The organism is Acutalibacter caecimuris (assembly GCF_034335085.1).
GTDB classification, from domain to species: domain Bacteria; phylum Bacillota; class Clostridia; order Oscillospirales; family Acutalibacteraceae; genus Acutalibacter; species Acutalibacter caecimuris.
In genome coordinates, this window is the sequence record NZ_JAWXXJ010000002.1 from 85,870 (window position 1) to 111,784 (window position 25,915).

Genomic DNA, 25,915 nt, shown 5'->3' on the forward strand with positions numbered 1-25,915 from the left:
CAATGCGGGTGTAGTTCAATGGTAGAACATCAGCTTCCCAAGCTGAATACGAGGGTTCGATTCCCTTCACCCGCTCCACGAAAGTCCTCAGTCGATGATACAATCGGCTGAGGACTTTTTAATTTTGCCTATGAAAAAGCCTTGTAATTAAGGGAAAAGCGGGACGCAGGGGGTGCGGATATCCTCCGGCGTCCCGCTTTTTTCGTTTTGTGGGGTCAAGACACCATCAGGGGAGATTTGCAATTTGCACCCTCCCACTGTCCCAAGGGAGGGAAAATTAAAAGGTTGGGGGAATCGTTGAAAAGTAGAATTAAACTGGTAAATAATTTTCTTCTATTTTTATGAAGACACGATGGTACTCACAATCAGAGATGAAGGTGTCCGACAAAACCAGGCCAAGATTGCTACAATTATATGCCCTTAAATGCCGCAAAAAAAATTGTCATTTTGGGGTGGCTCCTTTGTTTCCGGGATTTCGGCAGCGTAGGTAGGATATCTGTCCAGGCGAGAAACACTCCGATTTTCTACCAAGCTATGTAACGATTGAAAAGCTATCATTACATAATAAGACTATCGATAAGAAGGGTTAGAATGTTATCGTTACTGAAGTTAAGGAATCCCTGATTAATTCTGGTTTTCCCAAAAATCGGGAATAAAATCAGAAAAACCTGATTAAGTCAGAGGTTCCTTAATGTTTTATTGAAAGAACATTCTTGATATTGAACGCAAAGTTCTCTGGAATTTATAAAAAAGTAAAGCTCTGCCCACTTGCTGGGCAGAGCTTTACTTTTTTATCCGCTAATAGATTATTGCCTGTTGAAGATATCCTTCGCCAACGGTTGTACAAGACTGCGGATTTTCTTGATATCGTCTGATACCGTCCGTTGCTTGAGACCCAACTCGTCCGCCATTTCCTGCTGCGTGGCACCGTCATAGAGCAGACGGAAAATCCTTCCGTACTTCGGCTTGATCTCGCTCAGTATGGCGATGAGGTCTTCCAAGATTGTCTCGTAGAGGATATCATCCTCAAACGCCCTTTCAGCGGCTGGCTCCGCTCCTTCATCCACCAAGAATGAAAGCGATGCGGGCTAGTTCTTCTCGCGGCACACCTCTGAGAACCGCCCACATTCTTCGCAGCGGTTAGACTCCGGGCAGTGGATCAGTTTGCCGTTCTTGCCCTTGACCATGCACTGGCCGTCCCTGTCCTCACGCTTGATCTCCGCCCAGACCGGCTCCATGTGCGCCTTGTACTCCGCCTCCGTTGCATCGACCATTACGACGCGGCACTTGCGGTTTCCGATGCGCCGCCAAGTAACGTCCTCCGGCTTGATTCCAAAATCGCGGATAACCTCATCCGTTACGGCCATAGGGATCTGGAACTTGCTTGACTCTGTGTTAATCTGGTTTACTCTCATAATTCGGGTCCTCTTTCGACCCTGTCTGGTCGAAATGAGGACCCCGTGAGAGCAACCGTGAAAAAAACGCAGTTGACCAACCGAAACGAAACCCTCATTTCAGCAATGGCCAACCATTCCAGTGGTCGGCTGTGTGTTAAGTTGTCTGCCACTCCGCTCTGGAATCGCCCGTGATCAGCGGACGAACTTCATGGCAGAGTAAACCGATTCTGTGCTTTTGCAAATTTGCCTTTGCGTTCGCAGTATCAAAATTTGCAAAGGTGTAGAAATCCAATTCGAAGTGTGATACAATGATTTCATACACTATACCCACGCCGAGATGTTGGTGACGGGATTCTGCCGAGGATTCCTACCAATCAGGTTTACTGCTTAATATTTTAGCAAAACGGCCTTTTTGAAAAGCGGACTGGATGACGCTCTCGGACGCTCTCGGACAGAGGGTGAATTTTCAAGCAGGAGGAAAATAGGGCATGACATTTTCTGAATTTGTTTCAGATCTTTCGGCGTACATTTCATTCGGAAAATCAGAGCGTGATTATTTCACAGAGCTTATCGGAAATTTTATACAAGATGCCGCAATGGACTCCTGTAAATTACTGAAGAGAAAGCCAGACACAAAATATCGATACATCAAAGGGGACCGCACATTTCAGCAGAAGGACGCGCAGTATCTTTATGATCATCGTGACAAAGACAAGTTTTCAACTTGGATATGGGGTCGGATGGCTGAGTCCGACTCCTACGATAATGTTGTCGCCTGGTTGGATGCACACGGCATTGCAAGCGACGATCCCTCAACTGCTTGTGCGGAATTATTGGAGAGCATAATCCTGGACCTCATTAACAGCACAACCGTTTCCAAAACAGCGCAAGAATCAGCAATTGATTTGAAACTGATCGATGACATCCAGGAAAAAATAAAATCGCTACCCCGTCCGGCTAATGTGCCGGTTCCTAAGGTAGCGACTTCAGACGAACAAATATATATTGATGAATTGCTTCTGGCATATGGTGATGCAAAAAAAATGACTTCTTTTACGGTTGATGACCTTCCATCATTTCCTGATTACGCAGAAGATTTGGATGACCGCCGCGTTGATTTTTATGCCGCCGAAACCATACGCCGGGGTGTTTTGGAGTTGCGCAGTAGCAGCCTGACGGACCAGTTCGAGGTGCTGAAGAAAGAAACACTTGATGGGGTGAAAGACACTGCAAAACGAATACACCCAAGCGGCTATGACCATATGCTTGCCGTAATGGAACAGGCTGTCATCGTTCCAGTTACGAATTACATACTCAGCGCATCACCATACTGGATAAGTGCGACAATCAAAAAGGGTGTGTGCCACCATCTCGTAAATGACGGCAAATTAGTATGGGCAAGGAGAAGAAGGAATCTATGAATGAATCAGCCCTTGGCTCTACCTTTGAAATATCTCTTCGTATTCTGCTGATGTTGAACGAACTGTCAACCTCGGCATTAGATGAGCAGCAGATCAGAGCGATAGATTTCATTTCCGTCTATGCGGCTGATTTCGGCCTTCTGGACGAAAATCTTCATGGGTACAGCAATTACAGATTTAGCGAATATCCCGCAAGAAAACAAATGGTGGTTTCTGCCCTAAAAGACCTTGTGTTGGATGGATACGCCCATCTGTATCCCACTTCAACGGGGTACAGATATTCCATTACAGAAACAGGTAAAACTGTCTGCGGAAAATTGACCAGCAGTTATGCCGAGGAATACATAATTGCAGTTCAATCTGTAATTAGCAGATTTGCCAATGCAGATGCCGAGGCCATGCTACTGGCAATCAGCAGAGTTACCATCCAGTCGTTGGAGAAGGTCGGACACGAATAGATTTTATATTGATAAACTCATTGCGTCTGGCGGAGGGCATAGGGCAACCATCATCGACTTTGAACCAGGGTTGAATTTTATCTTGGGTCCGTCCAATACAGGGAAAAGCCTCATGATGGACTGCCTGGATTATATGTTTGGTTTTTCTCCGAAGAAAAACTGTCCTTCAAAAATTGTGGACAGCAACTATGGTTATGAGCGGATTACTCTCCATTTGGTGACGAACAAAGGAACTGTCGTTTTTGAACGCAAAATTGGCGACACAAAAATTACCGTCAGCGGTACTGATCCCACTGTCGATCACGGATCGTATAGCATAGGGCATACCGCAAAAAAGAACATTAACTCCGTGTATCTCCATTTGCTCGGAATTGACGAGCCGCATTCCGTGCGTTCCGCAGAAAAGGGTTCTAAAACACAGGATTTAACTTGGAGAAGTATGCTCCACTTGTTTTTTATCAAGCAAGGTGATGTTGCAAGAGAAAGTTCTGCGTTGTTGGCTCCCGGCAGTGTTGGGCATACGGCATCTGCCGCTGTCCTGCTGTATCTTTTAACCGGGCAGGACGCAAATGATCTCGCTGCAGATGAAGACCCAAAAATCAGTGCGGCAAAGAAAAAGGCCCTCATCGGCTACATCCAGGAAAAAGTCGAAGAATTTACAACCAGACGTGAAAAGCTGGAAGAAACACTTGTTTCCTTTAATATCACGGACACTCGCTCAAGCGTTGAACAGGTTCGGAAGGAAATTGCAGAACTGCAAGCCCAATTGGATGCTGCCACCAAAGAAAGCCAGCAGATAATGTCGCAAATCTATGAGTGGAACGGCAAACTTTCTGAATCCAGAACTGTTGGGCACAACTTCTCCGTCCTGCGCCAACAGTACCAATCCGATATAAGGCGAATTGGATTCATTGTTGACGGTGCAGCGAGTATCTCGCCCGTGCGCAAAAAAATAAAATGCCCCATTTGCGGCGAAGAAACAGAGCGAGTTCAAGACAATTCTTTCATTGATGCATCGGCAGCGGAACTTGAAAAAATCAAAAGGCATCTTTCCGAACTTAGTGATGCGCAGCACAGCGTTGAGCGTCAACAGGAAACCATAATCGCAACGATCCGCACATTGGAAGAAAAGAAGGATACAATCGACAGCCTGATTACCGATCAGTTGCAGCCGCGATTATCCTCTTTCAAGGAGAAACTTGAACAGCAGCTTAAGCTGGTACGCCTATCAAGCGAATTAGAGGTTGTCCGCCAGAACGAAGACCAGTACAGAAGCGATCTGTTCAGCAAGGAAACTGAAGAAACGCCGGAAGCCTCGAAGTATAATATCTTTGAGGACTATGAATATGATATCATTCACGGCCTTGAAGAAAAGCTAAAAGAAATTCTAAGTGTTTCAAAAATCGGCGGTGCAGCTACAGCCAGACTCAACATGGAGAACTTCGATATTGAGATTGGTGGGTTCAAGAAGTCAGTTTCAATGGGTGGCGGATTCTGCGGAATACTGAACACGATCACCACGCTGGCGATGAGCGCATATCTTATCGAACTCAATAGGAAGGCCCCTGGTTTCTATGGCGTGGACTCTTCATTGACACAGTTGTCCGAGGCGGAGCATAAGGAGCAGAGCGATACCATAAAGCAGAACTTCATCGAATACCTTATCGCTCATGCACACGAGCGGCAGGTCATCATCGTGGAGCAGACAAAGCGTATGCCTTTCGTTTCTAACGAGGATGAGGAAAAAGGTGTCCATGCTATTCAGTTTTCCAGGAATAAAGAAGAAGGTCGGTACGGATTCTTGAACGAAGTTTATAATCCGGAGGATCAATAATCCTCATTCATTGCTTTTATGCTCAAAACTTAGGAGGCAAAAAATGCGTATAAGTTATAACAAGTTGTGGAAAATGTTGATTGACAAGGAAATGAACAAACATGACCTCGCAGAAAAAAGTGGTGTGAGTTCGGCTTCTATTGCAAAACTAAGTAAAGGTGCGAATATCACCACAGACATTCTTCTCAAGATTTGCGAGGCGATGGACTGCACCCTGATGGACATTATGGAGACAGTTAAAGAATAAATATGGAGGCAGCTATGGATTACATATTAAATAGAAATATTACCATTGTGGATAAGGAACGCAAAAAGCACTCTAAAGCATCCGAGGAATATGTTCATGTCAGGTTTGACTACCCGGATACGACTTGGGATGGCTGGGTCCCTGTTGAATATAGGAGAACAGGCATCTTTATCAAGCAAGGAGAGGTCGATAAGCTCACCGCATATCTCAATAAGGTATATGAGCAGATGAACCCCATAAATTTTCAGTCGTGGTTGAAGAAACAGGAAAAATTCTGGAGAGAAGAAAAACCTAACGCAGGAACAACAAAAGCTTTTTTTGACAGCCTTGTTAAAGGTGGATGGCAGTGCGTTGAATGTACACTACCCAAAAATCCTAACTGGGCACGAAGAATACAAGACCTAAAAGAATTCGGCTATACCCTTGCCACAGATACAAAACGCTTCTGTCCAACCTGTGGAGAAAACAAAACGCATTTGATTCTTTTACCCATTGAAAGAGGAAACGTTGAAGGTAACGGATATGAGACTTGGTCACCTGCTTTAAGAAAAAGAATCATTCAAGTTTTGGGTAGCATTGATGTGTATGAAGGAACATTTTCTGCACACTGTCTTCCTGATCACAAATTTTCTGAAATTAGATGGGATGAAAACACTAAGGTCGAGGATCCTGACACTATGTCTGACGAAGAAATAAGAGCTAAGTTTCAGCTACTCACAAACCAGAGGAATCAACAGAAACGTGAAGTTTGCAGAACCTGTTTTCAAACAGGAAAGCGTGGCTGCATCTACGGTATTCCATTCTACTACGAAGGCGACGAAAACTGGGACGTTTCTATTCCCCCAAAGGGAAAAGATGCAGAGAAAGGTTGCATCGGTTGTCCCTGGTACGATATTGCCGAGTGGAAAAGGCGGCTTTTAGAAAAGTTGGGAGGAGATATAGATGAGAACTAATGAATTTGAGAACCTTCTGACAGATGGTTCTCTTCAAAAAGAGTATTTCCTTGTTTTAAGGGATAGGCAATGGCATTGCCGTGATTGCGCTGGGAGACAAATCGGCTCAACTCAAATTGCGGGTGGTGGGGGCATCCAAGGTTTGCAGAGAGGAACAAAGTCACGACCGGGAATCATTACTGAGACAAAACGCAAGTATTGCGATATATGCAGTAAAACCTCAACCTGGGATAGATGGACAGGTAAATTTACAGAATCAAGTTCTGCATCTGGATTGCCCAGAAAGCTGCAAACTCAGATTTTTGAGCATTATGATTATACAGATTCGATTGAGCAGCGTCGCCGTCAGTCCCATGAATTAGTGATTGACCATAGATTTCCGATGGAGCGTTGGGGAACCTCCGAGGAAAAGAATCCCACACATATGACCGCTCAGGAGATCGAACATAAATTTCAGCTTTTGAAGAAGGATGCATCTGGAAACCATAACCTCCTCAAATCGAGGGCTTGCGAACGGTGCATTGCCACTGGTAAACGTGGATATCCATTGGGGATTAAATTCTACTATGCTGGTGATGAAAATTGGCCTGCGGGCTGTCCTACCAAGGGGCCTGAAGCGGAACGTGGATGCTATGGTTGTGGCTGGTACGATTTTGAGGCTTGGCGTACCGCACTTAACCAGTTGACCGATGAGAATTAAGGGAAAGATTGTTGATAATATAACTTGATAAATGGGTACTTATTAGGTAATATGAAAAGACATTGAACCCTTTAGATAGAAGGAGCTTTTGCCTATGATTTTTAAGTCAGTGGGAAGTATCTGCTCTGGTATAGAGGCCGCATCTGTTGCATGGGAACCGCTTGGAATGAAGTTTGAATGGTTCTCCGAGATAGCTGACTTTCCATGCCGTGTTTTAAAAGAGAAATATCCCAATATACAAAACTTAGGAGACATGAACAATATTCCCGATAAAATTGAATCAGGAGAGATTATTGCCCCTGACTTGATTTGCGGAGGAACACCGTGCCAAGCATTTTCACTTGCTGGATGGAAAAATGGTTTAAATGATGATCGAGGAAATTTAACTCTTTGCTTTGTTGACATCGTAGATTCAAACGACAAGAAACGACAAGAAGAAGGAAAAGATTCTTCCATTGTTTTCTGGGAAAATGTAGAGGGTGTCCTTACAGACAAAACTAATGCTTTTGGGTGCTTAGTTTGTTCTTTAGCTGGATTTGATGATGTCATTGAATTAAAACGTTGGCCAAACGCTGGTGTCATACACGGAGTAAAAAGAAATGTGGCATGGAGAGTATTAGACGCAAAATACTTCGGCTTGCCACAGCAAAGAAGGCGCCTATACCTTATGGCAGGCGGGAAAAATTTCTTCCCTGAAAATGTGCTATTTGAATATCATACAGAGGCATTAGAAGATTACCCATCTACACCATTGACCTTTGAAAAAGACGGGCATAGGTTTGAGGTTTTCAGAGAGTATACCGATTGTCTTTATTCTGCATACGGAACAAAATGGAATGGTAATGCCGCCGCCCATAACGGCTCACTATTTATTGTTCAAGATGACCGAATACGCCGCCTTTCGCCGCTTGAATGCGAAAGACTTATGGGATTTCCTGATAATTACACAGATTTATCGGCAGCAAAGAAAACCAACCGATATCAAGCTATTGGAAATTCATGGGCAGTTCCTGTTGTAAAATGGATAGGGAAAAGGCTCGTTGAATATTCCGGCGATTCAATAAAATTGGATAAAAAAAGAGAGTTTTTGCTTGCGCGAACTACAGAGCTGCCAGGGCAAGGTTTTTTCGTAGATTTTGGAAAGGATATTGCTGAAATTGGCGCTGAATATGCACTCAATTGCACTGCGACACCTGAAATCTGCAAATTTAAGGACATGAGTGCTATTGTTTCTGCAGATGCCCCCAAAGATATTTACATATCGCCTGTTGGATGCTTCGGTATTATCCGAAGAAAACAAGAGCGAAATCTCAAAATCAATATTCGTTTGGAGGAAGTATTGTTGTTAATATCTTCGCAGATGTCTGCTGAGGAAATTGAGAAACGGTCCCGTATTCAAAAACGCGGAAGATTTAGTGATCCTCTGGCCCTTGATATGACTGAAGAATCGTCGAATTCAATGAAATTATCTGGTCCAGAAGAGACAACTCAACCAGTTGCAACATCAAATATGATGCCTTAGAGGAAAGAAACAGATGATTCAATTTCAGTAAAGGGAGAAACAGTCCAGTTAACACTGTTTGACTTTTTGAAAGCATAAAACAAAGGCGATGCTTATCATCACGATAGGCACCGCCCTTTTTCAGTCTTTCTTATAGAACATGGTTTCGTAGCCGTCCGCCCGGAGATTGCGTCCGCTGATCCACGGCGGCGTCCTTCCCATCTGCTCACAGACGGCATCCAGGGATATATCCATACTGCACTCGATGATGAGTTCGTCATGGACGTGACCGCAGATGAAGCAGTGCGAGATCGTTCTCATGGCATACATGAGTATGTCCCTCGAAACTGCCTGGACGATGTTTTCCACGAACTTGGGACCGTAGGATTCGATACACTCCCATTTCTTAGTGCTGCCTACACCCTCATAGGTGACGGAATCGCCGCCGAACTGATTGATCCCCATCTTCGGCTTTACATAGCAGAGCTGCCGCCCGGAGGGCAGGACGATGAAAAGCATACCGCTGCGGTAATATGCTACCTACCGAAGGAGGTGTCCCATGAACAAGCACATTTTCGACATCACCCCAGCGCCAAAAGAAAGCGTCCGAAAACGGCGGGTAGCGGCATATGTCAGGGTGTCCTGCGGCAAGGACGCCATGCTCCATTCCCTGGCGGCGCAAATTGACTATTACCGCGATTTCATTCGCAACGATCCAGACTGGGACTTCGCCGGGGTCTATGCGGACGAGGCCAAGACGGGTACGAAAGAGGACCGGGAGCAGTTCCAGCGGCTGCTGGCGGACTGCCGCGCCGGGGCCATCGACATGGTGGTCACCAAGAGCATTTCCCGCTTCGCTCGGAACACTGTCACCCTGCTGGAAACCGTGCGGGAGTTGAAAGCCTTGGGTGTGGAAGTCTGGTTTGAAGAACAGAATATCTACACATTCAGCGCCGATGGCGAGATGGCGCTCACCCTTCTGGCATCCTTCGCCCAGGCGGAGAGAGCGGTTCCATCCTGAAGATCAATCGCCAGTATGAAGAATATGTGGCCCACTATGACGCGCTCCAGCAGGAGAAACAGGAGGCCAGCGCACAGATCGCCCTCTGCGCCGCCAAGCGGGTGCAGGTAGGCGCGTTCCTCGCCGAGTTGGAAAAGCGAAAAATGCCGCTGACCAAGTTCGACCCGCTGGTCTGGCAGGCCACCCTCAATTATATGAAGGTAAACCCGGACTGCACCGTGACCTTCGTGTTCCGGGACGGGACAGAGGTCTCCCGGCCTATCGAGCCTGGTGTGCGCCAGTACAAAAAGCGCAGGGGAACGGGGGAAAGTTCCGATGGCGAATGAGAAAACAGTCACACCCATCTATCAGAAGCTGCCGGAAAAGGGTGTCCTGCGGGTCGCGGCCTACTGCCGGGTGTCCAGTAGCCAGGATGAGCAGCTCCACAGCCTTGCCGCCCAGATCAGTCACTACACACAACTCCTCTCCGGGGATGCGTCCTGCCAGTTTGTGGGCATCTACGCCGACAGGGGTATTTCCGGCACCCAAGTGAAAAACCGGGCGGAGTTCCTGCGGCTCATGGAGGACTGCCGTGCGGGGCTGGTGGATCAAATCATTACCAAGAGCGTGTCCCGGTTCGGCCGCAACACCGTGGACACGCTCCTCTATACCCGCGAACTGCGGGGCCTGGGCATTGATGTCTACTTTGAAAAGGAACATCTGCACTCCTGTTCAGCGGAGGGCGAACTGATGCTGACCCTCATGGCGGCGCTGGCGGAGTCCGAAGCCGAGAATATGTCCGAGAACATCAAGTGGGGCAAGCGGCGCAGATACGAGAAGGGCCGCGTGGAGAGCCTTGCCCTCGCCAACCTCTACGGCTACCGCAAAGACGGCGATGCGCTGGCTATCGTCCCAGAGGAAGCGGCGGTCATCCGGCGTATCTACTCCGAGTTTCTGGACGGCTTGAACTATGAGCAGATCTCCCAAGGGCTGAACGCGGACGGCATCCCCACCCGGCGTGGAAACGATGTGTGGTTCAACCGCACCGTGATGAACGTTTTGACCAATGAGAAATATATGGGGGACTGCCTGTTTCAAAAGACATTCCATATTGATCCGATTTCCCACAAAAAAGTTCCCAACAAGGGCCAGTTGCCCCAATATTATCTGGAGGACTGCGTTCCGGCCATCGTCTCTAAGGAGGTCTGGAAGTTAGCGCAGTTAGAGATACAGCGCCGTCAGACCTGGAAACCCATGTCCTCGGTGGAGCTGCCCTTTAAGAACCGCATCGTCTGTGGCTCCTGCGGGAGCGGCGTGGTGCAGTATTATGCCAAGCGCAAGAGTGGCACCCTTGAAACCATGTGGCGCTGCGGGCGCTGGCGCAGGGAGAAAGCCAAAGGCACGGGCCTTCCGCCCTGCGCACAGACAAAGCTCCCGCTGGATACCCCGGAGAAAGCCTTCGTCCGGGCGTGGAACCTGGTGGTCAGCAAAAAACTGCAATACGGCGCGACTCTGCGCCGGAGAGCGGAAAGCGCAGAGGATACGCTTACCCGCTACCGGGCAAAGGAAATGCTTCGGCTTCTTGATGAAGTGGGCAAGTTGGCAGCATTCAACTACTATTTTTCTCTGAAGGTGCTGGATCACATGGAACTCATGCCGGACGGGAAACTGGCAATAATCTTTCTGTCTGGGGTACGGCTGACGGTCTGACGGCACTCAGCGTGGGAGCGGGATCACCGGCACCCCGCACAGACTTGCATACTCTATCGTGTTCCGCGTCCCACTGGGCTGGCCATTGTAGACGGCGATCACCCGCGCCGAGTGGTCTACCATCCACTCATTTCGCCGCTGGAAACAATCTTGGCTGTATCCGGGACAGATGAACCGCACCAGGTCGGACTGCTCCATTACCCGGCGGTACCGCGCCTGCCACTCCCGGCTCCAGCGGCTCTCAAAGCCCCGGTAGGGGCTGGCGCAGATGAGCCGTACCGCCGCCCCCTCGTCCCGGATGGCCAGCACGAACTCCGCCGCCCAGAGATCAACTCCTCTCGCCATCCCGGATATAAACGTTTGAAATCCGTCAGCAATAGCTGTACGGATTTCTTCTTTTAGGCAGGAAATGACATCCGACTCTGGCATTTTCAGCCGTTCTGGCCTATGCCCGGTGAAACAGCACCGATGCTGCCGCAGCTCCTGTTCTGACATTTTACCGTCCTCCTCCACTGGTTAATACAGTTTAATATAACGGCATAGTCCGTACAAGTCAACTGTATAAAACTGTTTAAGTGAACGGTAGAATATTGATAAGAGGGAGGTGGCATCATGGACACACATTCCAGGCTGCGGCAACTGATGGCGGAGCGGGGCTGGACGGCTTACCGCTTGGCGAAAGAGAGCGGCCTTTCCGAGTCCACGCTGGCGAATATCTTTAAGCGGAACACGGTTCCTTCCATTGGGACTTTGGAGTCCGTCTGCTCCGCCTTTGGCATCTCCCTGGCCCAGTTCTTCGCCGAGAGCGAAATGGTGGAACTGACCCCGGAGCTGAAGGAGCTGTTTGACAACTGGGTATCACTTACCCCGGAGCAGAAACAGGCGGCGCTGCAGATGATCCAGGCGATGAATACTAAATAAAAATCAGTGCCGGGGATGATAGCGGGTTATCACCTTCGGCACTTGCTTTTTCTTTTATTCTCTTGGCGGTTTAACCGTTGCGGCAATCGCATCCAATTGTTCGGCAATGCGTGTAAAATCACAGTCCAGGTTTATCGTTTTCACACTAATCGTGTTCCCGCTGATTTGATAGTCATTGTCCGGCTGGATCTCATCGTCTGTTCCGGCATACAGCAACATTCCAGCTACGCTCTCGTCAGGGGCGGTGGGCCAGTTTTTGACGTAGGCAAAGATTTGATACAAGTTGCCGGAGTGGACTGTCCTGATCCCATAAGGCATTTTCATCTGCATATTGTGGGAGTAATATTTCGCGTCGATGATCAGCGTTTTCCTGGTATTCCTACTTGATAGCACAATGTCCGTCTGCATGGCGGGGAGTTGTGCGCGGTTGCCGTCAGTGACAGCCCAATCGATCTGTGGAGCGTATGCTTTGAGTTCCGGGTGTTCTTTCTGATAGTAGCCAAGAATGAACTTCTCGTACAACTTTGCCATGCTCTGGTCATCCAGATACTCCATCATCTTGACGGCCCCACCAGATTCTGTCTGGAGCATCCCTCTTAGGATCAACTGACAGACGGCAAGAATCATGCGGTAGGTCTGATTGTTCCGGTCATATGGGATATTCCAGTGAATGGTGTGGATATCCAGAAGGGAAACCCCGTCGAAGAAAATCAGCAGTTTGCGCAATTCCTTTTTTCTGGCCTTGGACAGATTTGAGCGAAGTAGCACTGAAATTGTTGTCTTAATGATCCGGCTGGGGTAGGCATCAACGGAAAATTCATCGTAGGCGCACACAAGCTGTTTCTTTCGGATAACCAGCGTCTTGACAGAGTCGTTAACTTCAATTTTTCCTCTTGGGGAAGAAAGCGCCTCTTCCCTCGTGCGGTATTGACGGCCCAGACCGCGCTTGATCTGAATTGAAACGCCCCGGCAGAGAATGGCCGACAGCAGCTCCAGCCCGTTCTCGAATTCCTCCGCCGCCACGTCTCTGTAGCCGTTTTCGTGAAGGGCTTGGAATGCGTAGGCCAGCATATAGTAGATGTTCTGAACCCGGCGGATCATTTGACGGCCTCCCACAGCGCGTGGCTCCAGTCCTTGATTTTTGCCGGTTCATCAAACCAGTATTCTTTGAGCAGAGGGATCAACTCAAATTCCACAACCGAGCGCAGCCACTCATCGCTGATGTTGAGGTTCGTGCAAAAATAGCTATGGCCGATGCGGAAGCCCTCGCCCAAAGAGTCATCCTCAGTAATCTCTTTATTCAGCCGTTCCACCGTCTCAAATCAGCCGGTCAAACTTGATGTTGTTGATTCTCGCCTTGTACGCCTGAAAGCCGGAGGAGGTAAAGGCCGGGGGCATTTCAAAGAACACGAAACGGCGGCGCAGGGCGTAGTCCAACATAGCGAGACTGCGGTCCGCTGTGTTCATCATGCCGATAATATGGACGTTTCCAGGGATGGAGAACTGTTCGCCCGCATAGAGAAGCTGCAGCTCGACACCTCGTTTGTCGCTCTCAATCAGCATGAACAGTTCCCCGAAAATTTTGCTCAGATTGCCCCGGTTGATCTCATCAATGATAAAGAAATAGGGACGCTCATCGTCCTTCTCCGCTTTTCGGCAAAACTCATAGAACACACCTTTTTTCAGTGCAAAGCCCGTCTCAGTGGGCCGGAACCCCATGATAAAATCCTCATAGCTGTAGCTCTGGTGGAACTGCACCATCTGAACGCGGGAGGCGTCCTTTTCCCCCATGATGGAGTAGGCCAGCCGCTTGGCGGCGAAGGTCTTTCCCACACCGGGAGCGCCCTGGAGGATTACATTCTTTTTGGTCAGCACAAGGGCTTTGAGGGTTTGATAACGCTCCGCGTCCATGTAGACATCCTGCAGGAAATCCTCGGCAGTGTAGGGATCGTAAGCGGTTGTTTCTTCCCCGGAATCAAGGGACTCTTCTGGTTTGCCCTCGTCAAACAAAGCCTGCATTTTCTTCAAAAAGTCTGTATAGGGGGTCATATCGGTGAGAGTTTTCATTACATATTGATCAGGATGTTCCCACTCGCCTTTGTCCGTCCAACGGACTTTATGGGTGTGGCAAATGTTCGTCATAAGCATATTCACCCTCAACAATACCACGTCCTACGACCTTTTTCAGACCCCTTTTGACAAAGACCACATCGCCGGGTTTGATTTCATTGGCAAATTGCCAGGTAGCCAGCACCTGGTTTCGGTAGGAGCCGGTGCCGCCGTACAGCTCACGCATTTTGGCGCGCATCTCCTCTTTAGAGCCGTAGGCCGACAGGTCGCCCATCCCCGGCCAGCCAATCGCCATGATGCCCTCGGCACAGTCGCTTTCCCAGTTGGCAGAGCCGTCTCCGGCGGCGTAAAGCCAATATCGGATGGCAGCGGTGTCTACAGCCAGCACGGCATCACTGGAGTCCTTGGGAATAATGCCGTCAAAAATATCATCCCTAAAAGAGATGGATATGCCGTACTGATCCGCAATCCTGCGGCAGCTACGGCGGATGCTTGTGGACTTATTGCCGGTCTGCCCATAGTAATATTTTATATTTTCAAGTGTTGCCTGCAATGCGTTGACCAGCTTATCCCGCCCATAGTCCTCACCAATGTGTGCGATAAAATAGGAGGTCAGTTCCGTGTTGGCTTTCCATGTATAGACTTTTCCGTTCATCATGGCGGCGAACAATGTCCCAACAGTAAATTTATGACTTCCCTCTCCAAAACACGGAACTTCTGCACACAGTTTCTTTACCGCATCCTTGACATCCATCTCGCCATCATATACCCGTTTGGCATATTGATAAATCGTGATCTCACAGTCATACTCATAGCCGATGTACTGCCGCACTCCACCCTTGGAATCAATGAATTCTTTGAGCATGGTCAAATCTTTATAGTATCCTTTGGCCCGCTCCCTGGCCCGATCAGATATAACCTCATTGGTGAAGTAATCGAGTAGGTCCTGTTGGGCTGCCGCCATAGAGCCATCGTCTGCAAAGCATTTCCAGAAGGACAGGGCAATGGTGTTCTGGTACAGATAAAAAGCATCGGAGACGTGGGCGCTTACTGTACTGTCCGCCCAGTCAGGGTGTGTCTGACGCAAATAGTCCTTATATTCTCCTTTGACTCTGGTAATCGTGCTTTGAATATCCATTACATATACCTCCGAAAACGGTGATTGTTCCTTATGACGGATTTTATTTTATCACAGTGGACGCCTATCTGGTAGTGGGTTACGCAAATTTTCCAGGCAAAGAAGTATAGTTACACCTCCGGAAATTTTGCGCTATTTTAAATTCCACATACCCAGGGTTTGATACAATTTTTGCGGCGGGAAAGAAAGTCACATCTGGCTTTTGAGGCGAGTGGATTACCGCATTCTTAGCCGACTGAGCAATAACACATCTCGCATTTGCAGTTTTCTATAAGATACAATTCTACCTTAAAACCATAGGAAAAGTCCCATATTCAGCGGATTTTCGCCCTTTGCACCCGCCTTAAGAAATTTGGATCCCCTTGCACCCTGTCTCGGAGGAAAAATTGAATTGTATCGGTGATTGGGTCATAACGCAGCAGCCCCCCGCTGCATCCACACCGCGCCCCTGGCTAAGCCAGGGGCGCGGTTTTTTTGCCCCGCCGACCAGAGGCGGGGTAGGGGCGAGGCCCCCCTCACGCGGCGCCCTTTTCCTCCGCCCGCGCCACCAGGGCCTGAAACCCCTGCACCGTTTCCACGATCTCCCGGTCAGGGCACAGGATCAGAAAAAGCAGCAGCGTGGCCGCGGACGGCCTGTACCGCCCGCCCTCCAAACTGGCGTAAGAGCGCCAGGAAATCCCCAGCAGCGCGGCCATCTGTTTCAGGGTGAGCCCCTTTCGGTGGCGCACCACCAGAAAAGCCCCCCGTATGTAAGATTGCAGCAGTTTCCGCAGTTTCCTCCTAGCAAAACCTCCCTTCCCCGTAAGCTGCCCGGCTTGCCCGGCTACAGGTTAATTTTACCAGAAGAGGAGGCGTACATCCAGGAGGTACACCTCATAAAATCCCGCCCCTCAGCCGTCCTCAAAGCGCTTGGCCCGGTACCGGAACGTGGAAAGGGCCATCCCGCACTCCCTGGCCGCGGCCGCGCCGGAGATCGCCCCGGCCTTCCACCGGCGGTAGGCGCTGGGGTAGTTGTCCGGCAGGGGGCTGGGCGGGCGGCCAAAGCGCACGCCCCTGGCCTTGGCCGCGGCAATGCCCTGCTCCTGGCGCTTGTGGATGTTCACCCGCTCATTTTCCGCCACAAACGATAAAATCTGCAACACCAGGTCGGCAATAAAGGCGCCCATTAGGTCTTTCCCCCGGCGGGTGTCCAGCAGGGGCATATCCAGCACGCAGATGTCCACCTGTTTCTCCTTGGTCAATACCCGCCACTGGTGCTGTATCTCCTTATAATTGCGCCCCAGCCGGTCAATGCTCATAATGTACAGCAGGTCGCCGGGGCGCAGGCCCTTCACCATCCGCTGGTACTGGGGCCGCTGGAAGTTCTTGCCGGACTGCTTGTCCGTGTAGATGTTCTCCGCCGGCACGTCTTTTTCGTGTAGGGCCAAAAGCTGCCGGTCCTCCTTCTGGTCGGTGCTGGATACCCGCAGGTATGCATAAACGCTCATGCCTGTTCCCTCGTCCCCTTTCTACTGGATACGTTTCGGCCGGCCTGGGGGCTGTGCCGCTGTGTGCCCCTCTATTTTACCTTTTTTCGGCAGATCGCGACAGCTTTTTCTTTCCCCCGCGGCCCCGCCCGCTCCCTCCGGGTGACGCCCCCCCGCCCGTCCCCCAAAAAAGAAAAAACCCGGCCAAGGTACTTCCTTTTTTCGGGTTTTTATGCTAAAATATACTTTCCGAGAAAAAACGGAAGGCGTCCCCGCGGGCCGCCCAAAAAGAAAAGGACGTGACAGGATGAGTACCAACGCAGAAAAACCCAACCGCATGGGCACGGCAAAAGTGCTCCCGCTGATTTTGTCCATGGCCCTGCCCGCCATGTTTTCCATGATGGTCCAGGCCCTCTACAATATAGTGGACAGCTACTTCGTGTCCCAGGTCAGCGAAAAGGCCCTGGCGGCGGTGTCCCTGGCCTTCCCCATCCAAAACCTGCAAATCGCCTTTGCGGTGGGCACCGCGGTGGGCGTCACCTCGCTAATCTCCCGGCGGCTGGGCCAGGGCCGCCAGCAGGAGGCCGTTTCCGCCGCCGCCCACGGCATTTTGCTGGGCGTGGCCACCGCCCTGGCCTTTGCGGTATACGGGGCCTTTTTCACCACCCCCTTTTTCCGGATGTTTGAGTCCGACCCCGAGATCGTCCACATGGGCGACCAGTACATATCCGTCTGCTGCATCTTCTCCTTTGGCAGCTTTGTGGTGGTCATGGTGGAGAAGATCCTCCAGGCCACGGGCAATATGTTCTGGCCCATGGTGTTCCAGTTGGTAGGCGCGGTCGTCAACATCCTGCTGGACCCCGTGTTCATCTTTGGCTGGTTCGGCCTGCCGGCCCTGGGCGTCACCGGCGCGGCGGTGGCCACGGTAGGCGGCCAGATCCTCTCCATGCTGTTCAGCCTGGTGGTGCTGGCCGTGCGGCCCCATGCCATCCGTATCAGCTTTAAGGGGTTCCGGCCCCAGTGGTCCACCATCAAAAACATCTATGCCGTGGGCCTGCCGGCCATTGTCATGCAGGCCATCGGCACGGTGATGAACATGGCCATGAACGCCATCCTCTCCGGGTTCTCCACCGCGGCCTACACGGTGTTCGGCCTGTACTTCAAGCTGCAATCCTTTGTGTTCATGCCGGTGTTTGGCCTCACCCAGGGCCTGCTGCCCATTATGGGCTTTAACTACGGGGCCAAAAACAAAAAGCGCCTGCTCTCGGCCCTGGCCAGCGGCTCCGTCATCGCCCTGGTCATCATGGCCGCCGGTATGCTCCTGTTCCTCCTGCTGCCCCACCGCCTGCTGGGCATCTTCAACGCCTCCCCCGAACTCCTGGCCATTGGCGTGCCCGCCCTGCGCATTATCTGCACCTGCTTTATCTTCGCGGCCCTGGGCATCGTGTCCTCCACCCTGTTCCAGGCAGTGGGCAAGGGGGTCTACAGCCTGGTGGTGTCCCTTATGCGCCAGCTTGTCATCCTGGTGCCCGCGGCCTGGCTGCTGGCGGCGGCCACCGGGCAGGTCAACGCGGTCTGGTGGGCCTTCCCCATTGCCGAAACCGTTTCCCTCCTGGCCAGCGTGGTGTTCTTCCTGCGCCTGTATAAGCTGAAGATCCACCACCTGTCCTAACCGCCCCCGAAATTTGCGAAAAAAGCTGTTCAACGCCCCGGTTCTGTGGTATACTATAACCACAGAACCACCGCCCGGCGCTGCGCCGGACAACCCCTACAATCATACCCCTTATAAAAAGGAGCATTGCTATGGAAATCACCCAGGATATCAAGTACGTCGGCGTCAATGACCACCAGGTAGACCTGTTCGAAGGGCAGTACGTGGTGCCCAACGGCATGGCCTACAACTCCTATGTGGTGCTGGATGAGAAAGTCGCCGTGTTCGACACCGTAGACGCCCGCTTTACCCACGAGTGGCTGGACAATATCGAAGCCGTGCTGGGCGGCCGCAAGCCGGATTACCTGATCATCCAGCACATGGAGCCGGACCACTCCGCCAACATCGCCCATTTTATGCACCTGTATCAAGAGGCCAAAATCGTTTCCAGCAGCAAGGCCTTTGCCATGATCCAACAGTTCTTCGGCGAGGCTTTCGAGGACCGCCAGGTGGTGGTCGCCGAAGGGGACACCCTGTCCACCGGCCGGCACAATTTTGCCTTTGTGGCCGCCCCCATGGTCCACTGGCCGGAGGTTATCGTCACCTATGACAGCACCGACAAAGTGCTCTTCTCCGCCGACGGTTTCGGCAAGTTCGGCGCCCTGGACGTGGAGGAGGAATGGGACTGCGAGGCCCGCCGGTACTACATCGGCATTGTGGGCAAGTACGGCGCCCAGGTCCAGGCCCTGCTGAAAAAGGCCGCCGGCCTGGACATCCAGGTGATCTGCCCCACCCACGGCCCGGTGCTCAAAGAAAACCTGGGCCACTACCTCAAGCTGTACGATCTGTGGTCCTCCTACACCCCGGAGAGCGAGGGTATCGTCATCGCCTACACCTCCGTGTACGGCAACACCCGCAAGGCCGTGGAGCAGTTCGCCGAAAAGCTCCGCCAAAAGGGCTGCCCCAAGGTGGTCATCCATGACCTGGCCCGTACCGACATGGCCGAGGCCGTAGAGGACGCCTTCCGCTACAACAAGCTGGTGCTGGCCACCACCACCTATAATGCCGAGATCTTCCCCTTTATGCGGGAGTTTATCAACCACCTGACCGAGCGCAACTTCCAAAACCGCACCGTAGCCATGATCGAGAACGGAAGCTGGGCGCCCATGGCCGTCCGGGTGATGAAGGGGATGCTGGCCAATTCCAAAAAGCTCACCCTGGCCGAGCCCACCGTCACCATCAAGTCCGCCCTAAACGCCGAAAGCGCCGAAAAGCTGGAGGCCCTTGCCAACAACCTCTGCCAGGACTACCTGGCCCGCCAGGACGATACCGCCGATAAGCACGACCTGACGGCCCTGTTCAACATCGGCTACGGCCTGTACGTAGTCACCAGCAACGACGGCAAAAAGGACAACGGCCTCATCGTCAACACCGTCACCCAGGTGACCAACACCCCCAACCGCATCGCCGTGTGCATCAATAAGGAGAACTACTCCCACCACGTCATCAAGCAGACCGGCGTCATGAACATCAACTGCCTCTCCCAAGACGCCCCCTTCTCCCTGTTCCAGAATTTCGGGTTCCAAAGCGGCCGCACGGCGGATAAGTTCGCCGGCCAGGAGATCCTCCGGGCCGATAACGGCGTGGCCTTCCTGCCCCGGTATATCAACTCCTTCCTCTCCCTTAAGGTAGAGCAGTACATGGACCTGGACACCCACGGTATGTTCATCTGCACCGTCACCGAGTCGCGGGTTATGTCCCATGTGGAAACCATGACCTATACCTACTACCAGAATAACGTCAAGCCCAAGCCCCAAACCGAGGGCAAAAAGGGCTTTGTCTGCAAGGTCTGCGGCTATGTCTATGAGGGCGGCGAGCTCCCCGACGACTTTGTCTGCCCCCTGTGCAAACACGGCCCCGCCGACTTCGAACCCATCGGCGAGTAACCGTTTCCCCCTGAGCGTTTCCCTTTTTGCCTCCGGCGGGTTGACACCCCTCAAAGACTTTTATGCGCCCCGCCGTTTCTGCTATAGTAAACATACTTGAAAATCGGTATCGCCCGATTTTCAAGCTAGGCTGCATTGCCGCCTGGTTCAAAAGAGGCGGACTACCTCTTTTGAACTGTGTTAACTATAATCCCGGCACCATACCCGCAAAGAAAACCCACCCTATACCCAGGGTGGGTTTTCTTCTTTTTCTTTTCTTTTCTTCTCTTCTTTGCCTACTTTCCCCCGGAGCGCCTCCCTTTTTTGCCTCCGGCGGGTTGGGGAACTTTCTGAAGAAAGTTCCCCAACACCCTTCAAAGACTTTTATGCGCCCCGCCGGGCAGGGCGGCCCGTCAGTCCTTCAGCAGTTTCTCCCCGTCAAAGACCAGCACGCCCAAAGCGGAGCCGGTTTTGCCGCCCGCCAACAAATGGGCCTTAAAGGCCCGCTGCATAGAGGTCTTTTCGGGCAGCTCAGCGGCAGGCAAACCGGCGTCCGGGCCAAAGACCCGCCAGTTATCGTCAAAGCCGCCGTCGTCCACCCGCAAAATGGTAAAATCGTCCATAAAGCCCACAATGTTAGAGGTCCCCGGCAGCACCTTCCGGTATTCCGGGTACAGCAGCCAAGAGTGGCACACGCAAATCAACGGCCGCTCCCCCCGGCGCTCCTTAAAGAAGTCATAGGCCAGCCGGTAAGAGGCCAGCCGGGCGGCCTGGTCAAAGGGCTCGCCGCTGGAGGGGATGTGGATGCTCAGCACCTGGTCGCCGGGCTGTAGCTGCTGTCCGGCCACCGTGCAGGCGGGGCCGTTATAGGCAATGCACTCGTACTCCAGCCGCCCCAGTTTTACAATGTCGCAGCGGTAGAAAATCGGGTACCAAAAGGCCACAAAATTCCCCCACACGCCCTTATTATGCCGGCACTCCAAAACCTTGTAGCGCAAATCGCAGAAGGTGTCAAAAAACACCTCTTCGCTGATGCCGTTCTGCAAATAGTCCCCGTGGGCGCGCTCGGCGGCAAAGGCCAAAAACAGCCCCCACACCGTAAACACCGGCACCCCGCTGTCCTCGGCCATCTTTTCCACCAGTGGGGCCACCAGTTGGGTGTCGAAGTCGTTCTCATAGTAGTAGGCGATAGCCCCGTCCATCTGCGCCGGGTCCAACCGGCCCGCCGCCTCCCGGTAGGCCTCCTGCGCCTCCGCCGGAAACCCCGTCCGATCCATCAGTACCTGCAAAAAATCCTTGTTCATATCATTTTTCTCCTTAAAGTATAATAATTGGTAATGTATAACATCCAAAGCCCATCCCTGGCGTGTCCTGGTGTGCCCCTGGTGTGCCTCCGGCGGCCCAAGGGACGTTGTCCCTTGGGAATCCCTACCACCTTTAAAAAGGTGGACGAAACTTCTGTGCCCGCCCCCCAAAAGGCCGCCCGCCAGGGCCATGGCAGCTTTTCCCTTTTTGCCGATCCGGGCCCCACACCAAGCCCCCTCGCAGGAGCCGCCCTCTCCCGTATCGTCTAGCAATATTTTTATTCGGCGATTTATATCGGGTATAATCTAAACTGCGCCGCCCGGCCCAGCCGCCCTTTTCCAAGCTTGCGGCTTAAGGGCTCTGGCCGATGAGCCAACGCCCAAAGCGCCCCCGCAAAGTCCGGCTCCCGTTCCCAAAGGCAAAAGCCCAGCCGCAAGGTTTCGCCGCCCGGCCCAGCCGCCCTTTTCCAAGCTTGCGGCTTAAGGGCTCTGGCCGATGAGCCAACGCCCAAAGCGCCCCGCAAAGTCCGGCTCCCGCCCCCAAAGGCAAAAGCTCAGCCGCAAGGGTTCGCCGCCCGGCCCAGCCGCCCTTTTCCAAGCTTGCGGCTGATGAGCCAACGCCCAAAGCGCCCCCGCAAAGTCCGGCTCCCGTCCCCAAAGGCAAAAGCCCAGCCGCAAGGGTTCGCCGCCCGGCCCTTCGACCCGCGATGCCCCCCTTCGGCACACCGCCTCGACCCCCGGCAGGCAAAATGCCGTCACCAAAAACGCCGCCTGCCCCGCGACCACGAACGGCTATAGTGAACGATATAGAATAATATGTAAAATGGTACGATTATAATCAAATAAACCGGCTAAGACCGCCCGCTTATCCCCCCAATATCCCCCGAAGAACCCTGGAAGAACTGTCCATAACCGGCCTGTTATCTGCCCACAAACCGCCCGTTTTGTCAAGTTTCTTCACCCTAACCCGGTTCCGTTCCCCCCAAAAAGAGTCAGTTTTCTTCACCCTAACCCCCTCCCGGCACAGGAAAACCGGTCGATATAGTTCACCTTAACCAGCGAAAATTTCTTGCCAATCCGCAAAAAACCGGTCAATTTCCTTCACGCAAACCCGGCAAAATCCCCTGCCGCAGCCCTATAAATAGGTCAATTTCTTTCACCTTAATCGCAAACTTGCTCTCATCCCACCCCCCTTCGGGCCAGATGACAACCGCGAAAACGCCCTCTCCCGCCTACAGGAAAGGGTATAAAACCTCCTGCGTGGGGCTACACGTGCCACTTGTCCGTGTCCAAAATCAGGGTAACAGGGCCGTCGTTTTCGGCCAATATGCGCATATCCGCCCCAAATTCCCCGGTAGTAACCGGCAGGCCCAGGGCGCGCAGCCGCTCCGTAAACCGCCGGTAAAGCGCCTCCGCCTCCCCCGGCGCCGCCGCCAGGTCAAACGAGGGCCTGCGCCCCTTCCGGCAGTCGCTCCCCAGCGTAAAGTTCGAAATAACCATCACCTCGCCCCCCATATCCCCCAAAGCCAGGTTGAGTTTGCCCGCCTTGTCCGAAAATACCCGTAAATTGGCGGTTTTTTCAGCCAAAATGTCCACCTGCGCGGCGGTATCGCCCTTCAAAACGCCCAAAAATACCAGCAGCCCCTGGCCGATAGAGCGGGAAACATCCCCGTTAACTGTCACCTGGGCAGAGAGCACACGCTGTATAACAGCCCGCAAAGGAACACCCCCTTCTGTATAGCTCATGTATGTGTTTTGCTTGCCGGTGTAATCGCCACCCCCTCCGTCGGCATGGGGCCTTCCGGGGGGCGGTTCTGCCCCTATCTTACCACAAACCCGCCCAAAGGTAAAGGCCTTTGCCAAATTCTCCTTGCAACCCGCCGCCCCGTTTGCTATAATGGGGAAAAAGCACTGGAAGGAGAGAAATTTGAGGATGATTTACCAGATAAAAAACAGCCAGTTGACCGCCCAGATAGACACCCTGGGGGCCCAGTTGGTTTCCCTGAAAGGCCCGGACGGCGCGGAATACCTGTGGACAGGCGACCCCCGCTACTGGAAGGAGCACGCCCCAGTGCTGTTCCCCATTGTAGGCGCCCTGCGGGAGGGGAAAACCCGCATCGACGGCCAGTGGTATGAGATGGGCCGCCACGGCTTTGCCAAACACAGCCAGTTCACCCTAGCGGCGCAGGCGGAGGACAGCATTTCCCTGGTGCTTACCGCCACCGAGGAAACAAAAGCCGTCTATCCCTTTGATTTCAAGCTGACGGTGGCCTATACACTGCAAGGCAAAAGCATCACCACCCGGTTTACCGTAGAAAACCCCGGCAGCCAGGCGCTGCCCTACGCGATAGGGGGCCACCCCGGCTTTCTTGTGCCGGTGGGGGAGGCCGCGGCTTTCGAGGACTACACCATCCAGTTTGACCAGGCGGAGAGCCAGGTTTGCCCGGTCATTGACCTGCAAGCCGGGCTGATCGACTGGGACAAGCCCGGTTTCCGGCTGGAGGGCCGGGAGATTCCCTTGCGGCACGACCTGTTTTACCAGGACGCCCTGGTGTTTGAGGGCCTGCGTTCCCAGGCGGTGCGGGTGGTCAACAAGTCCACCGGCCGGGGGATCGAGATGGGCTTTGCCGGGTTCCCCATGCTGGGTATCTGGTCGGCGGTGAACGACGGCCCCTACATCTGCCTGGAACCCTGGACAGGCTGTGCTACCTTAGTAGGGGAGGGGGACGAATTCACAGAGAAAAAGGGTATGACCCTGCTTGCGCCCGGCGGGCAGGAGGAGCACAGTTTCCGGGTGGCCCTGCTCTAAGGGGCTTTGTGCCCGCCCGGCGGTGGCAAGCCGGGGAAATACCCTGAAAGGAGGGGCCATATGGAGGACTGGAAAAAGCTGCAAAAGCAGGTTTATCAGAATAAGCTGGATCACCACTTCAATGTGACAGACGTGAATTTGGAGTTCTGCTACCTGTACGGCGAAATGGCCGAGGCCCACGCCGCCTGGCGGGACGGGAAACCCGATTTGGGTGAGGAACTGGCGGATATTGCCATCTACTTGCTGGGGCTGGCAGAGATACTGGGCCTTGACCTGGAGGACGAGGTGGTGCGGAAAATGGACATTAACCGCCGGCGGCGCTACGAAAAGGTAGAGGGCGGTTGGCGGAAGTATATGGTGGAGGAGGAAGAAAATGGCCATAAAACTGCTGGCCTTTGACCTGGACGGGACCACGCTTGTGCAGCACAGCCGCCTGCCCGCGGCCAACCGGAAGGCCCTGCTGGCTGCGGCGGCCCGGGGCGTAGCCCTGGTACCTGCCACAGGACGTATGCTGGGGTTTTTGCCGGAAGAGGTCAGGGCACTGCCGGTGCGGTATGCCATTACCTCAAACGGCGGCGGGGTGTATGACCTTTCCACGGGCCAGGCGGTGGTAGAAAACCTGATCTCCAACGAGAAGGCCCAGGCGGTGCAGGCAATTTTGGACGAATACGATATATACATTGAGTACTATGCCCATGGGGGCGCCATTACCCGCCGTGGGATGCCGGAACTGGCCAGCACCCATTACGGCCTGCCGGAGAGCAAGTGGGGCTTTATTGAGGGCAAGACCTACACCCTTACGGACAGCCTGCCCGCCATGCTGCGGGAAACGGGGCTGTGCCCAGAGAAGATCAACCTGCCCTTTATGCAGCCGGAACAGCGGCTGGAAATATGGGCCCGGATCGAGGCCCTAGGGGGCCTGCGGTTAACGTCCTCCATACCGGATAACATAGAGATCAACAGTATGGAGGGCCACAAGGGCGGGGCTTTGCTGGGGCTGGCCCAAAAGCTGGGCCTCCGGCAGGAGGAACTGATGGCTCTGGGCGACAACGGAAATGATGTGACCATGCTGGAAACCGCCGGCTGCTCGGTGGCGGTGGGCGATGCCGCCCCGGAAGCCCTGGCCGCGGCCCGGTATGTCACTGCCCCCCACGACCAGGATGGCTTGGCGTTGGCGATAGAGCGCTTTGTGCTGGGCACGGCAGATATATAGCCAACCCACGCCCGTTCCCCCGTACCAGCCGGCCGGTGTTTACCCCAAGGGCCGCCCGGCCTAAGGGAGGGGGAGATCCCCCGCGATTCCCCATCAACCAGAGGAACGCCGCCTTTTATCCCGTTTTAGGCCGATTTCAAGGAAAAGGACCTCGTCAAGCACCTTGTTTGGCGAGGTTTTTTGTTCCCGAAACGGGC

28 protein-coding genes, 1 tRNA gene and 1 pseudogene are annotated in these 25,915 nt (G+C 52.9%); 18 read left to right on the forward strand and 12 right to left on the reverse strand.

The window, feature by feature from the left end:
* Positions 1–4: 4 nt before the first annotated feature.
* A tRNA-Gly gene (locus U8U01_RS01735) sits at positions 5–78 on the forward strand.
* 728 nt (positions 79–806) lie between these two features.
* Here the strand turns inward: U8U01_RS01735 and U8U01_RS01740 are convergent.
* Positions 807–1,070 (reverse strand): sigma-70 RNA polymerase sigma factor region 4 domain-containing protein, encoded by a 264-nt coding sequence (locus U8U01_RS01740; RefSeq protein WP_322169440.1) that lies wholly within the window; start codon positions 1,068–1,070, stop codon positions 807–809.
* 18 nt (positions 1,071–1,088) lie between these two features.
* Positions 1,089–1,415 carry a hypothetical protein gene (locus U8U01_RS01745; RefSeq protein WP_322169444.1) on the reverse strand — a complete coding sequence of 109 codons (327 nt, stop codon included), beginning with the start codon at positions 1,413–1,415 and terminating at the stop codon, positions 1,089–1,091.
* A gap of 470 nt (positions 1,416–1,885) precedes the next feature.
* On the opposite strand from U8U01_RS01745, the gene U8U01_RS01750 reads away from it, so the two are divergent.
* From U8U01_RS01750 to U8U01_RS01780, 7 genes are all read left to right on the forward strand, one after another.
* Complete coding sequence (locus U8U01_RS01750) at positions 1,886–2,818, forward strand: ABC-three component system protein (RefSeq protein WP_322169447.1); 933 nt, start codon at positions 1,886–1,888, stop codon at positions 2,816–2,818.
* On the forward strand, positions 2,791–3,276 hold the full coding sequence (locus U8U01_RS01755) for an ABC-three component system middle component 2 (RefSeq protein ID WP_322169450.1): 486 nt from the start codon (positions 2,791–2,793) through the stop codon (positions 3,274–3,276). The genes U8U01_RS01750 and U8U01_RS01755 overlap by 28 nt, the downstream gene beginning before the upstream one ends.
* Positions 3,206–5,110: an AAA family ATPase gene (locus U8U01_RS01760; RefSeq protein ID WP_322169854.1), complete on the forward strand. Its 1,905-nt coding sequence runs from the start codon at positions 3,206–3,208 to the stop codon at positions 5,108–5,110. Before U8U01_RS01755 ends, U8U01_RS01760 begins: the two co-directional genes overlap by 71 nt.
* 43 nt (positions 5,111–5,153) lie before the next feature.
* Complete coding sequence (locus U8U01_RS01765; RefSeq protein WP_322169453.1) at positions 5,154–5,357, forward strand: helix-turn-helix domain-containing protein; 204 nt, start codon at positions 5,154–5,156, stop codon at positions 5,355–5,357.
* A 14-nt stretch (positions 5,358–5,371) separates the two neighbouring features.
* A complete protein-coding gene (locus U8U01_RS01770; protein WP_322169455.1) occupies positions 5,372–6,310 on the forward strand; it encodes a restriction endonuclease in 939 nt (312 codons plus the stop codon).
* Entirely contained in the window at positions 6,300–7,010 is a 711-nt protein-coding gene (locus U8U01_RS01775; RefSeq protein ID WP_322169458.1) for a hypothetical protein, read from the forward strand. The genes U8U01_RS01770 and U8U01_RS01775 overlap by 11 nt, the downstream gene beginning before the upstream one ends.
* 94 nt (positions 7,011–7,104) lie before the next feature.
* A complete protein-coding gene (locus U8U01_RS01780) occupies positions 7,105–8,532 on the forward strand; it encodes a DNA cytosine methyltransferase (RefSeq protein WP_322169461.1) in 1,428 nt (475 codons plus the stop codon).
* Between the two features lie 120 nt (positions 8,533–8,652).
* On the opposite strand, the pseudogene U8U01_RS01785 reads toward U8U01_RS01780, so the two are convergent.
* Positions 8,653–9,042: pseudogene (locus U8U01_RS01785) on the reverse strand (hypothetical protein); the annotation flags it as partial.
* Between the two features lie 28 nt (positions 9,043–9,070).
* On the opposite strand from U8U01_RS01785, the gene U8U01_RS01790 reads away from it, so the two are divergent.
* Genes U8U01_RS01790 through U8U01_RS01800 form a run of 3 tightly spaced genes read left to right on the forward strand, consistent with a single transcriptional unit; the run spans position 9,071 to position 11,221 of the window.
* Positions 9,071–9,532 carry a recombinase family protein gene (locus U8U01_RS01790; RefSeq protein WP_322169464.1) on the forward strand — a complete coding sequence of 154 codons (462 nt, stop codon included), beginning with the start codon at positions 9,071–9,073 and terminating at the stop codon, positions 9,530–9,532.
* 26 nt (positions 9,533–9,558) lie between these two features.
* The gene (locus U8U01_RS01795; protein WP_322169467.1) at positions 9,559–9,858 is read left to right on the forward strand and encodes a hypothetical protein; all 300 of its coding nucleotides are present in this window, start codon (positions 9,559–9,561) and stop codon (positions 9,856–9,858) included.
* On the forward strand, positions 9,848–11,221 hold the full coding sequence (locus U8U01_RS01800; protein ID WP_322169470.1) for a recombinase family protein: 1,374 nt from the start codon (positions 9,848–9,850) through the stop codon (positions 11,219–11,221). The genes U8U01_RS01795 and U8U01_RS01800 overlap by 11 nt, the downstream gene beginning before the upstream one ends.
* 6 nt (positions 11,222–11,227) lie before the next feature.
* On the opposite strand, the gene U8U01_RS01805 is transcribed toward U8U01_RS01800, so the two are convergent.
* Positions 11,228–11,716, reverse strand: coding sequence for an SLOG family protein (locus U8U01_RS01805; RefSeq protein WP_322169473.1), 489 nt, complete (start codon positions 11,714–11,716; stop codon positions 11,228–11,230).
* 117 nt (positions 11,717–11,833) lie between these two features.
* Between U8U01_RS01805 and U8U01_RS01810 the strand changes: the two genes are divergently transcribed.
* Positions 11,834–12,142 carry a helix-turn-helix domain-containing protein gene (locus tag U8U01_RS01810; protein ID WP_322169476.1) on the forward strand — a complete coding sequence of 103 codons (309 nt, stop codon included), beginning with the start codon at positions 11,834–11,836 and terminating at the stop codon, positions 12,140–12,142.
* A 54-nt stretch (positions 12,143–12,196) separates the two neighbouring features.
* Here the strand turns inward: U8U01_RS01810 and mcrC are convergent, their stop codons facing one another.
* The 6 genes from mcrC to U8U01_RS01830 all read right to left on the reverse strand — a co-directional run bounded on the left by mcrC (position 12,197) and on the right by U8U01_RS01830 (position 16,837).
* Positions 12,197–13,243, reverse strand: coding sequence for a 5-methylcytosine-specific restriction endonuclease system specificity protein McrC (gene mcrC / locus U8U01_RS01815; RefSeq protein WP_367575586.1), 1,047 nt, complete (start codon positions 13,241–13,243; stop codon positions 12,197–12,199).
* On the reverse strand, positions 13,240–13,455 hold the full coding sequence (locus tag U8U01_RS17405) for a hypothetical protein (RefSeq protein WP_367575587.1): 216 nt from the start codon (positions 13,453–13,455) through the stop codon (positions 13,240–13,242). The genes mcrC and U8U01_RS17405 overlap by 4 nt, the downstream gene beginning before the upstream one ends.
* 4 nt (positions 13,456–13,459) lie before the next feature.
* Positions 13,460–14,284: an McrB family protein gene (locus U8U01_RS17410; protein WP_367575588.1), complete on the reverse strand. Its 825-nt coding sequence runs from the start codon at positions 14,282–14,284 to the stop codon at positions 13,460–13,462.
* Positions 14,259–15,299, reverse strand: coding sequence for a DUF8426 domain-containing protein (locus U8U01_RS17415; protein WP_367575589.1), 1,041 nt, complete (start codon positions 15,297–15,299; stop codon positions 14,259–14,261). Before U8U01_RS17415 ends, U8U01_RS17410 begins: the two co-directional genes overlap by 26 nt.
* A gap of 566 nt (positions 15,300–15,865) precedes the next feature.
* Positions 15,866–16,081, reverse strand: a complete 216-nt coding sequence (locus U8U01_RS01825; RefSeq protein WP_322169479.1) for a helix-turn-helix domain-containing protein — start codon at positions 16,079–16,081, stop codon at positions 15,866–15,868.
* 159 nt (positions 16,082–16,240) lie between these two features.
* Positions 16,241–16,837 (reverse strand): recombinase family protein, encoded by a 597-nt coding sequence (locus U8U01_RS01830; protein ID WP_322169482.1) that lies wholly within the window; start codon positions 16,835–16,837, stop codon positions 16,241–16,243.
* Between the two features lie 286 nt (positions 16,838–17,123).
* On the opposite strand from U8U01_RS01830, the gene U8U01_RS01835 reads away from it, so the two are divergent.
* On the forward strand, positions 17,124–18,488 hold the full coding sequence (locus U8U01_RS01835) for an MATE family efflux transporter (RefSeq protein WP_322169485.1): 1,365 nt from the start codon (positions 17,124–17,126) through the stop codon (positions 18,486–18,488).
* Positions 18,489–18,619: 131 nt separating this feature from the next.
* Positions 18,620–20,413: a flavin reductase gene (locus tag U8U01_RS01840; protein ID WP_322169488.1), complete on the forward strand. Its 1,794-nt coding sequence runs from the start codon at positions 18,620–18,622 to the stop codon at positions 20,411–20,413.
* Between the two features lie 392 nt (positions 20,414–20,805).
* Here U8U01_RS01840 and U8U01_RS01845 read toward each other — a convergent pair whose 3' ends face one another.
* Positions 20,806–21,696, reverse strand: a complete 891-nt coding sequence (locus U8U01_RS01845) for an acyltransferase domain-containing protein (RefSeq protein WP_322169491.1) — start codon at positions 21,694–21,696, stop codon at positions 20,806–20,808.
* A gap of 114 nt (positions 21,697–21,810) precedes the next feature.
* On the opposite strand from U8U01_RS01845, the gene U8U01_RS01850 reads away from it, so the two are divergent.
* Positions 21,811–21,966, forward strand: coding sequence for a hypothetical protein (locus U8U01_RS01850; RefSeq protein WP_322169493.1), 156 nt, complete (start codon positions 21,811–21,813; stop codon positions 21,964–21,966).
* Positions 21,967–22,962: 996 nt separating this feature from the next.
* Here U8U01_RS01850 and dtd read toward each other — a convergent pair.
* Positions 22,963–23,415 (reverse strand): D-aminoacyl-tRNA deacylase, encoded by a 453-nt coding sequence (dtd, locus tag U8U01_RS01855; RefSeq protein WP_322169859.1) that lies wholly within the window; start codon positions 23,413–23,415, stop codon positions 22,963–22,965.
* Between the two features lie 214 nt (positions 23,416–23,629).
* Between dtd and U8U01_RS01860 the strand changes: the two genes are divergently transcribed.
* From U8U01_RS01860 to U8U01_RS01870, 3 genes are read left to right on the forward strand one after another with little or no spacing between them, the layout of a single operon-like run.
* Positions 23,630–24,505: an aldose 1-epimerase family protein gene (locus U8U01_RS01860; protein ID WP_322169496.1), complete on the forward strand. Its 876-nt coding sequence runs from the start codon at positions 23,630–23,632 to the stop codon at positions 24,503–24,505.
* A gap of 60 nt (positions 24,506–24,565) precedes the next feature.
* Entirely contained in the window at positions 24,566–24,904 is a 339-nt protein-coding gene (locus U8U01_RS01865) for a nucleoside triphosphate pyrophosphohydrolase family protein (RefSeq protein ID WP_322169499.1), read from the forward strand.
* Complete coding sequence (locus U8U01_RS01870) at positions 24,879–25,718, forward strand: HAD-IIB family hydrolase (protein ID WP_322169502.1); 840 nt, start codon at positions 24,879–24,881, stop codon at positions 25,716–25,718. Before U8U01_RS01865 ends, U8U01_RS01870 begins: the two co-directional genes overlap by 26 nt.
* Positions 25,719–25,915 lie beyond the last annotated feature (197 nt).